General features: G+C 52.3%; 8 protein-coding genes. 2 read left to right on the plus strand and 6 right to left on the minus strand.

Features of this window, described 5'->3' with window-relative positions; genetic code table 11:
- Positions 1-328: 328 nt before the first annotated feature.
- The 6 genes from GE027_RS21990 to GE027_RS22015 form a co-directional block, all read right to left on the minus strand.
- The gene (locus tag GE027_RS21990) at positions 329-1525 is read right to left on the minus strand and encodes an O-antigen ligase family protein (protein ID WP_153559384.1); all 1197 of its coding nucleotides are present in this window, start codon (positions 1523-1525) and stop codon (positions 329-331) included.
- Positions 1509-2699, minus strand: a complete 1191-nt coding sequence (locus GE027_RS21995) for a capsular polysaccharide export protein, LipB/KpsS family (RefSeq protein WP_162006881.1) — start codon at positions 2697-2699, stop codon at positions 1509-1511. Before GE027_RS21995 ends, GE027_RS21990 begins: the two co-directional genes overlap by 17 nt.
- A gap of 19 nt (positions 2700-2718) precedes the next feature.
- A complete protein-coding gene (locus GE027_RS22000; protein WP_162006882.1) occupies positions 2719-3468 on the minus strand; it encodes an acylneuraminate cytidylyltransferase family protein in 750 nt (249 codons plus the stop codon).
- Positions 3469-3557: 89 nt separating this feature from the next.
- Positions 3558-4541, minus strand: a complete 984-nt coding sequence (locus tag GE027_RS22005; RefSeq protein ID WP_153559387.1) for an NAD(P)-dependent oxidoreductase — start codon at positions 4539-4541, stop codon at positions 3558-3560.
- Between the two features lie 72 nt (positions 4542-4613).
- The gene (locus GE027_RS22010; RefSeq protein WP_153559388.1) at positions 4614-5093 is read right to left on the minus strand and encodes a transposase; all 480 of its coding nucleotides are present in this window, start codon (positions 5091-5093) and stop codon (positions 4614-4616) included.
- Between the two features lie 317 nt (positions 5094-5410).
- Positions 5411-6535: a glycosyltransferase gene (locus GE027_RS22015; RefSeq protein ID WP_153559389.1), complete on the minus strand. Its 1125-nt coding sequence runs from the start codon at positions 6533-6535 to the stop codon at positions 5411-5413.
- Between the two features lie 388 nt (positions 6536-6923).
- On the opposite strand from GE027_RS22015, the gene GE027_RS22020 reads away from it, so the two are divergent.
- Positions 6924-7277 carry a hypothetical protein gene (locus GE027_RS22020; protein WP_237607729.1) on the plus strand — a complete coding sequence of 118 codons (354 nt, stop codon included), beginning with the start codon at positions 6924-6926 and terminating at the stop codon, positions 7275-7277.
- On the plus strand, positions 7268-8128 hold the full coding sequence (locus GE027_RS22025; protein WP_153559390.1) for an ISAzo13 family transposase: 861 nt from the start codon (positions 7268-7270) through the stop codon (positions 8126-8128). Before GE027_RS22020 ends, GE027_RS22025 begins: the two co-directional genes overlap by 10 nt.
- Positions 8129-8685 lie beyond the last annotated feature (557 nt).

The following is an 8685-nucleotide window of genomic DNA, read 5'->3' on the forward strand; positions in this document are numbered from 1 at the left end:
CGCCAATCCTCGACATCGTCGAAGCGACGCCGCAGGACTTCGATCAAGCCATCAGCAGAGAGATAACGACGCGAACTGGGGACGGTAAGATCAGCGTTCATCGAGAGCGGCAAAGAGAGTGCGGGGAACATTCAACCAGCCTATTAAACAACTAAGCCATTGCCTGCCGGCAAGCGAACCAAATCGCGAGACGCTAGCATAGCCTCGTCAAGGATTTCCTAGGTTATTTGCATTGACCGGGAATTGCTGGCATTATCCGACAGGGTTCCCATCGATATTGCGGAGCAATATGCCTGTCAGTTAAACCGGATCCAATTATGCGACGTACCTAATCATGCGGCATGGAAGGGGCAAAGTTAGTTGTGGCAAAAGTGCGCTGTTTGCGACGCATGTCGCTAGTGATCGCGACTAATGCAAAAAACACCCAAAATAGCGTGAACCGGAGCCCCATGTGCGTGACGCCGTACGCGAGAAGCGGCATTGCGTAAAGGATCGCGATTGGGTGCGCACCCTTAAATGTCCGAAAAGCGAAAACCGTAAAGGCACCGAATCCGATAATCCCATAGGAGAACAGCAGTGTACCGAATGTTGAATGCATTTCGTACTGCCTTTTGGGGTCGCGGTAGAATCTCTCAAAGCCTCCTTCGCCCGCACCAACAAGCATGTATTCCGGATACTTCCACATGCGATCGTATCCGCGCGCCTCTAAGCTGTCGTCGTTATCTGAGCCAATTTCCGATAGGCGATTCGTGGCTCGCTCAGCAAACTCTTGACCAAGTGGAGTAAAGTTCGCTAGGACGACGAGCAATGCGATCGAGCAAGCGCCAGCAATTAATTGTCCGATTCTTAGTAGTCCGGAGTCGAGTAGGTTGACAACGATAAGCAGCACAGCAGATAGCATTGCGGCTTTTGAGGCGGATGCCACGGCTAGGACGGTCGCGCTGCCAAAAAAAACGATTTTTATCCAAGCAGGAGGCGTAGCGTAGCGTTCCAGGAAAAGGAAGCAAGTAAGAGCGAGTAGCGCAAAGTAACCCAGTTGGTTTGGGTTATTAAAGAAAAGGCTAGATCGAGCGCCGAAACCATAGCTGACCGGCATCAGCATGATCTGCAGGAAGACAGATAAGGCAATGCCCGCTGCCGTTGCCGTTATGAACGCCGAGCCCCATTTCTGGTACAGGCAGAAACTGAATCGGACCACCAATGCATTGTATAAGAAGAAGACCGGGAACAGCAGCATGAGATAAGGTCGAGTGCCCGGGGCTTCGTTGATTGGTATCCAAGCTAATGTTACCGCGAACGCATAGCCAACTAGTAAAGACAGAGGAGCTAGGATTTTCCGGAATGTCGCTTGGCTCCGCGTATTCAGACTCAATTGAGAATGTGCGGATGCGAGCAGCAAAGCAAACAGCCAATCACTGACTTGTGGCAAGCCACTGCCGAAGAAGTAAAACGGGAATAGGATGAGAAACAGCACCCATCCTTTCAGCAGGCGGGGGTACCTGAGCCATTCAAGCAGGAATCGCATTCTTCAAAATTCCGATCATTGTCTTGGCAGGCCTGGCGCCCGTTTCTAGGTTGGATTCAACATATTTTCGTTCGGCGTCTCCGAAGCTCGCAGCTAAGAATGATTCTAGCTGTGGACGCAAATCCTGGTCCATCCCAAGAGCGAACGCTGCGCCCTCTTTAACGTAATCATGTACGTGACCATAGCCTTCAATCGGTAGAACCGCCAAGGGTCGATTCATGGCAAGTGCCTCTAAGCCCACCGTAGAGGCAAGGACAACAACTCTATCCACAGCTGTTAGAAACGTGAAGATAGAATCTGGTTCAACAACCCGCACGCAATCCTGCAGGTTTAGCGACCAAATGACATGCTGGAGCTGCTTCTTGGATTCGCGAGGGTGGAGCTTGATCCAGACTTCTCCTTCCCGCGATCTCATTAGCGGTCCGGCCGTCGAAAGGAAAGCTTGTAGAAGTGCTAGTTTCGAGTCAGGCGTGCAGAAGCCCTGATCGTCGATGGGGTTCGATGCAAGTCCAAGTACTTCCCCTCGGCAAGCGATACGTGTTCGCAGGGCGGCCGCGTTCTCGCTCCAGTCTTGCTGCAGTAATTCAAAATAGCGGGGATTGCCTACACTGTACACGCGGGTTGGGGTTGCCGGTCCTAACTTGTTTCGAAAGTACTTCGCGCTGGATTCACCCCAGGTAAAAAGGGCGTGAATATTGTTGCAACCATAGGAAGCAGTATTGGCTTCGTTTGGCAAGGGAAACCGGATGCCTTCTTGTAAAAGCCCAACCCAGATGCGTCGTGAAACTAACTGCTGCGTAATCAGGTCGGAAGGGAACGCTTGATCATTAAGTAGCAGCACGCCATCCAGGTCGCGAAGCAGTCGCGTCAGTCGCCGGCGTAACCATACGCTCCAGGCAAGCCTTTGGATTATGCGACGCTTTAGGCTTCCTCCCCCGCCTAGGGTCTGTTGACCGCTAGAATTGCGCAGGCCAAGTTTCGAAAGATTCGGGCCTAAGCGATACTCAATCCCTTTCTGTTCATAGCGAGCGGGATCGTCGGCAAGACGCCGCAAGCCACTCAGTGAAATCAGGATCGGTTCGTAGTTCTCCTCGGTCTTCAGCTCGTCGATGACCGGACTCATCATCTCCCAGTGGTGATTGGGGTTGGTAATTAGGATGCCAATTTTTTTCATTCGTTGCATCCCTTCTTGGTTAGAGTCCATTATTTCCGGACTGCTTCAAATACTCAGCAATCAATTCTGGATTTTTCGCCCACCACTCACTGATGCCGATGTCGAACATCGTATGGACATCGCGGCCGGTTACCCAGGTCCTGACAACCGGAGCGGACCGTTTTCCCATCCACCACCAGGGACTGGGGCCGTCGGCTGATTGAACCGTATGCTTGCGAAATGCCCAGACTCCTTGGTCATAGTAGTAGGCTTCCGCGTAGGACTGACGTTCGGTGGAAACCTTTCGAGCCTTGTCACCCCAGGTTTCCAGTAATCCCTCGTCGTTGATTTCCAGGGCGCGGAGAGGGTGGTCGTCTTGCGCTTGCCATACGGTCATGCACGAATCAAGCGTCGGGTCGCTATCAAGTTTCTGCAGGCATAGATCGATGGTTTTGCCGTCGATTTGAACAGTATTGCCTAAGAGCAGTACGACGTTTTGTAGGTCTGGATGCCGTTCGTCGACCCATTCGACAGCATGCTTGATGACATCGCCGTGGTTGACGGTATCGCCACTCAGTTCTTCGGGGCGTGGGATGATCTCGGCGCCAACGTCCCTGGAAGCTCTTGCAATTTCCTCACCATCAGTCGACACAAAGACTTTGTCGATTCCTTGAGCATCATTGGCAGCGCTAAGGGGGTACTGAATCAACGGACGTCCACAAACATTGAAAATGTTTTTGTTGATGATTGACTTGCTTCCAGCGCGCGCAGTTACGATCGCCACATTCATGCTTGAATTCTCACTAGGGTATGGAAACGCCGCGAGATACGGCTGTCGGGGTGTTTGGGCCATATGCTCCGTCGTATGGCTTTGAGCGGCTACAATGATTCCTCTTGAACTTTATATTCCGCCTCAGGAACCTCACCTTGCAGTTCTTTGCCGATTAGGAATCTTGCGGCTTCTTCCGTTGCTTCGATTTCCATTCTGGTTCGGCAATCTATCGACATCGAGCCCATATGGCACGTCAGAATGCAACGTTCGATCTCTGCGAGTTTTCCGTCGTAGGGCTCTCTGTCAAAAACATCAATGGCGGCGCCGCCTAAATGGCCGGAGGCCAACACTTCATAGAGATCATCTTCGTTGACAATGCCGCCACGAGATGTGTTGACGATCAGCGCGTCGGGTTTCATTTGAAGCAGATGTTCTTTTCGTACCATGTTTTTGGTTTCTGCGGTCAACGGAACATGAAGGCTCAGCAGGTCAGCTTCTTGAAAAATCCTTTCTTTGGACATCCATTCCAATTTGAATTCGCGATTAATTTCATTGTTGGGAAGGATGTCGTTAACGACTAACCGTGGCGTGCCGAAACCGCGAATCCTTCTCAATACCCGGCCGCCGATACGCCCGACTCCAATGACGCCGATGGTGATCTCTGCCATCCGTCGGCCATACAGTCGCTTCCAAACGCCCTGGTGCATCTGAGCGTTTGCGACGTGGATGGACCTAAGGAGCGATAGCATCAATCCAAGGGTTAGCTCGGCTACGGCGGGGGCAGGTGCATCCGGAGTGTAAGACACCTTGATTTCTCGTTTCCTCGCAGCCAAAAGGTCAACGCTATCTAGTCCGATTCCGACGCGGGAGATATGTTTCAGCTTGGATGCCTTCGACATCACTAAATCTGTAATCGGTTCCGTTCCGGCAATGATCGCGTCGAACTCAGGGACGAGTTCGGCCAGTTCTAGTTCGGTGAGTTTTTTATTCAGCGGGTTAATTAAATATTTAATCCCGTTAGATCGCAGAATTTCTAAAGGCAGGGCATTTCGCTCCGCGAACGGAACTGTGGTGATTAGTACCTTTGGCATTTGAGCTCCATCGAACGCGACTAGGAAATATAGTGAAGAATTGATGGGACGGCAAAAAGGGGCCATCTGGGTTTATCGTGGGTAGAGATCGAGTCCGCCGCAGTAGAAGTAGACCGCTGCCTTGCAGTCCTCCGGGTTGCGGTACCCACCGACGCGACGCTTGATCGACATGATCTTGCTGTTCATTCCTTCGGCGACCACGTTGGTGATCCCATGCGTGCAGTAGCTGACGACGGTGGGCAATCGCTCGCGGATAGTCCGGGCAACTTTCTTCATCGGAGTCAAGGGCGTCGTGAACCGGCTTCCCTTCTCAGCCCATGGCAAGGGAGCGTTCTTGACGCCGTGGGTTGGGCACTTCACCCGAGTTGGCGCAGCGATAAGCACCGTCTTGAGAGGGCATTCTTTATCGCACTCAGGGCAGCGAAATGTCGTGCCACGAGGATGTTTAACGCGCACCCGGACTTCTTCGGCTTCGTGATCAAGTTGCACTTCGGTGACGGTCCAGGGCGAGGCGATTCCCAGGATCTGCTGGTGCAGTTCTTTGTCTTGCATAGTGGTTCTCCTTGGGGGAGAATCCTACCAAATCCACGACAAACCCGGATGGGCCGCAAAAAGTCGGGGTGTCTCTCGCACACATCTGCCTTGTGCTTATCTTTGCGACCACCGCAAAGGCGACCTGTTCGATCAATGGGAAGGTCTAATTTTTAAATTGTAGCCCGTCCAGATGCATGTGCTCCAGCGCCGCCAGGGACTCAAAACGCTTCGCATGCAGCAGCAGACGCAAAGCCTAGTTCAAATTTGGATCCCAGGCAGTCACGACGGCGACGTCCATGACCAATTAGCTTCGACGAGGTTGGTTTCGCTGTGGGCTAAAGAAAGTTGAAATAGGATCGCATGGCTTGCTCTTTCTCAAATCGCTTTACCGAGGCTGGGGCATGCATCTGGAATTGTCGTCTCAAGTTGGTGTTTTGAAGCAGTTGAATAATTCGCCTGGCCATGGCCTCTGAGTCATTTGTAGGCACTAAGAAACCATTTTCTCCGTGTGTTACAATTTCGTTCGGCCCAGTTGGGCAGTCTGTCGATATAATCGCTGCGCCACAAGCCATGGCCTGAACCAAAACACCCGGCATTCCTTCGAAGTTGGAAGACAAAACAAATATGTCGCACCTGGACATGAATTTATAGGGGTTTTTGTCAAAGCCGAGGAATGAGACATGATCGCTGATCCCCAACTCTTCGGCATACCGTATTAAGTCATTCAGCAATGGGCCCTCTCCCAGAATGCAGAGGTTTACCCTAATTTGATTTAAAACGCTTTTCAGTGCTTTGAGCAGCATCTTGAAATTCTTCACGCCAACCAAGCGTCCTGCCGCAAGAATGACGGGTATACGATCTTTAGAAAAAAAGGGATGCTCAACAGACTCGTGCTTGCTGTCGCGTAAAGCATCGTCGATCAATGGATTGTGGACTACGACAATCTGTTCTTCTGGCACATTTAGCTGTGCAGCAATTTGCTGTGCTATTGCGGCGGAGACTGCAGTTACCCAGGTCGCGTGTCGATAAAGCGATTTTTTCAATCTAAATAGCAGCCACTGCTTTGGGCTGTCTGTGCGGTTTACGGCGCTTCTTTCAGATATCACCAACGAAGTCTGAATACGAAATAGGCTCTTTATCAGGCAGAGGGGAATATTGCTTCCGGTGCATGTTGAGTAAATGACATCGTAGTTGTTTTCACGTAGCAATTTGGCCAGTGGACGCAAGGTAAACCAAAGACTGCGTGCGTTCAGGCTATGCACGGGCACGTCTTGCGGAACATCACCAAGAAATACGCCCTCCGTTCGCATAAGCGTTAGTTCAGCTGTGAAGCGATCTCGGTTTAAGTGTTTGAGTAGCTGGATTGTTACTCGATCTGCCCCGCCTTGCCCAAGAGTCGTTCGCACAAACAAGATCTTGGTCTTCAATTTATTTTGTTCCGCAGCTTGCTTTTCGGGCATGTCTCGACCTAAACTGAACCACTCAAAAGGGGGTGTTCATGCTATCAAATCGGCGAAGGAAAGTCGCAGCAATATAAAACGGGAACTACTTAATAACCTGGTGCTGGCTTGGATTTCATCCTGACTGCACTTCAGGAGGTTATACCTAAGTTCGACTTTCGAAGTTTTATGCTGCTAGTGATAGCAGCCGTTCCAGGGGTTTGATTAATTTCTCAACGGCTGGTGTCAGACCACCGGCTGGGAAAATCGATTCCCGTGTTTTATCGAGCGAATCGCGTCGTAGCGTTGCAAGCATGTCGGCGAACGATGCGTGCCGCTTAGGAACCGTTCGGAAACAACTTCGGCAATCGGGTAAACTGAATGTACCAGTTTACCAAGGAGGATTGCCATGAACGCTTATTGTCCGGCTGTTGAAACTCACATGCAGGCTCTCTATCGCTCACTTTCCGAGAAGGACCGACGACGTTATGCGGCGGTCGAAGCAGAAAAGCTCGGGCATGGGGGCGTGGAATACATCACCAAACTCTTCGGTTGTCATCGCGATACAATTCGGCAGGGGCGGGCCGACATCGAGAGGTTGCCTCACGATCCAGCCGAAGGACGTATCCGTAAAAAGGGGGCGGTAGAAGTAAGGCTAGCTGCGCGCAACCGGGTCTCATCGAGGCAGTTGAAGAAGAAGTTTAAACGCAAACGGCAGGATCGCCCGTCGAAGGCGGTTCGGTCTGGACCAATATGGGACTAAGGATCATCGCTGAAAGGATTTCGGCGCGCGGTTTTTGTGCTTCACCTGGAGTTATCGGTCAGACCCTTTCTGGCACCCTTGGGCTCGGTCGCCGAAAGCTCGCCAAGGATATCCCACTGGGAAGCAGTGAATTCCGTCAGACGCAGTTCGATCGCATCGCGGAATTGCGTGGTCAATACGAATCGCTGGGCTGGCCGGTGCTCAGCGTCGACACGAAGAAAAAGGAACTGCTTGGATGTTTCTCGCGTCCCGGAAGGGCTTGGACCAACGGCACACTGCACGCATTTGACCACGACTTCGGTTCCTACTCGAACTCAGAGAAGGCGATCCCGTACGGCGTGTACGACGCAGTAGCCAACGAAGGTTTCGTCTACCTCGCGACCGGGGCCGATACCGGCGAATTGGCGGCCGATGCGTTGAGGCGGTGGTGGTTTCGACTGGGGCAAAGCAGGTACTCGGGCGCTGGTGGCCTTTTGGTATTGGCAGATTGTGGCGGAAGCAATGGCTACCGAGTGCCTCTGTACCGCGAGCGATTGCTAGACGTAGCAGCCAGGATCGGTCTTCCGATTCGCGTAGCCCATCTCCCTCCCTACTGCTCGAAGTACAACCCGATCGATCACCGCTTGTTCTGCCATCTCACTCGATCCATCAGTGGGCGTTTGGTCGAATCGTTGAATTGGCTGCAGTTGCTGTTTTCCGAAGTGACGACCACCACAGGGCTCAATGTCGTTTGTGAACTTGCCAAGAAAGCTTACAAGGCCGGTCTTAAAGCGACCGCGTCCTTTCGAGAAAATGATCCGACAATTCGCGATGACGTCCTCGGCCAGTTCAACTACGTGCTCAGCCCGTAAAGTGACGAAGTTGTTTCCGAACGGTTCCTAAACACGACAACAAAGCCTGCCTCGCTACCGAGTGCCCGCAGAGTGTGCATAACTTGCGGGCAAAGATCCTGGGCAAGCTCGTGTTTGGTGCGGAATTTCCGGTCATGTCGCTGGTTCAATATTGCTGGTGTGGATTCTGCGAACGTACAAACGCGAGAGTAATGACAGAGGCAAAACGCCGAGGAGCGGATGTCCCGTCGCCATCGCCAGCAGGCCCAGTTGTGTCCACAAAGCCAGTCTCTGTCGCCCGGGCCTGGAGTCGGGTGGTGGGGAATGTTGGCGGCTTCGGCACAAGGCCCGAATCGCTTGGGCGGCGCATCATCAAAGGCAAGCGTACAGTCGCCATCCTCAACAGGATCGCACTTCTCGCGGGCATGCATTAGGAGTGGCAACATCGACGAGACGGTGTTTCGTCCAGTCGGCTGAAACAAGTCATACGAGCGATCCGTTCCCCCAGCTTGCAGTCATGTGCTGGTTCAGCGGAAATTGGAATTGGGCGTCGAGTGAGTGGAACAGGGTGGTCGGCA

It is taken from the genome of Roseimaritima sediminicola (genome assembly GCF_009618275.1).
GTDB classification, from domain to species: Bacteria; Planctomycetota; Planctomycetia; order Pirellulales; family Pirellulaceae; genus Roseimaritima; species Roseimaritima sediminicola.

Coding starts and splice junctions, on each gene's coding strand:
- GE027_RS22015 (WP_153559389.1), bottom strand. CDS start 6,535: ATGCCCGAAAAGCAAGCTGCGGAACAAAATAAATTGAAGACCAAGATC.
- GE027_RS21995 (WP_162006881.1), bottom strand. CDS start 2,699: ATGAAAAAAATTGGCATCCTAATTACCAACCCCAATCACCACTGGGAG.
- GE027_RS22005 (WP_153559387.1), bottom strand. CDS start 4,541: ATGCCAAAGGTACTAATCACCACAGTTCCGTTCGCGGAGCGAAATGCC.
- GE027_RS22000 (WP_162006882.1), bottom strand. CDS start 3,468: ATGAATGTGGCGATCGTAACTGCGCGCGCTGGAAGCAAGTCAATCATC.
- GE027_RS22020 (WP_237607729.1), top strand. CDS start 6,924: ATGAACGCTTATTGTCCGGCTGTTGAAACTCACATGCAGGCTCTCTAT.
- GE027_RS22025 (WP_153559390.1), top strand. CDS start 7,268: ATGGGACTAAGGATCATCGCTGAAAGGATTTCGGCGCGCGGTTTTTGT.
- GE027_RS22010 (WP_153559388.1), bottom strand. CDS start 5,093: ATGCAAGACAAAGAACTGCACCAGCAGATCCTGGGAATCGCCTCGCCC.
- GE027_RS21990 (WP_153559384.1), bottom strand. CDS start 1,525: ATGCGATTCCTGCTTGAATGGCTCAGGTACCCCCGCCTGCTGAAAGGA.